The 667-nt window shown below is 68.2% G+C and carries 1 protein-coding gene; it reads right to left on the bottom strand.

What is annotated here, in order from left to right:
- Nucleotides 1-667 (bottom strand): AMP-binding protein (locus NS4_RS31060; RefSeq protein ID WP_157106363.1); only part of this gene is annotated, 667 nt, incomplete at both ends.

The raw sequence follows: 667 nt of genomic DNA, 5'->3' as shown, positions 1-667 counted from the left end.
GCCGTAGGGGTCCGCGGTGAACCGTGCCGCGGTCAGCCCGGCACGACCGTGATAACCCCGCGCCACCCCGGCACCGGCCAGATACAACTCCCCGGCCACTCCCACCGGCACCGGCCGCAGCCGGGCATCGAGCACGACCTCGTGCACCCCCCGGACCGGGCCTCCCACGGTCACCGGGGTATCCGGGACCAGCCGATCACTGATATTGGACATGATCGTGGCCTCGGTCGGCCCGTACGCGTCATAGAGTCGCCGTCCCACCGCCCAGCGGGTGACCAGCTCCGGTGGGCAGGCCTCACCCCCGGTGACCACCTCGGTGAACCCGTCCAGACCGGTCGGGTCGAGCGTGGCCAGCACCGTCGGTGTGACGAACCCGTGCGTGACATGTTCGGTGCGCAACAGTTCGGCCAGTTCGCTTCCACCACGGATCGCCGGGGCCGCGATCACCAACTCCGCCCCGGCACCGAACGCCATCAGATACTCCAGCACCGAGGCGTCGAAACTCGGTGAGGAGAAATGCAACACCCGCGAGTCCGGCGTGACCGTGCAGCGATCGTGTAACTCGGTCGCGAAATCGGCCACCCCGCGGTGGGTGACCGCCACTCCTTTCGGGATGCCGGTGGAGCCGGAGGTGTAGATCAGGTAGGCGATATTGTCCAGGGACAGT

This window comes from Nocardia sienata NBRC 100364 (genome assembly GCF_001613205.1).
GTDB classification, from domain to species: Bacteria; Actinomycetota; Actinomycetes; order Mycobacteriales; family Mycobacteriaceae; genus Nocardia; species Nocardia sienata.
The sequence above is the reverse complement of the archived record's forward strand: the minus strand, read 5'-3'. Positions and strand labels throughout refer to the sequence as shown.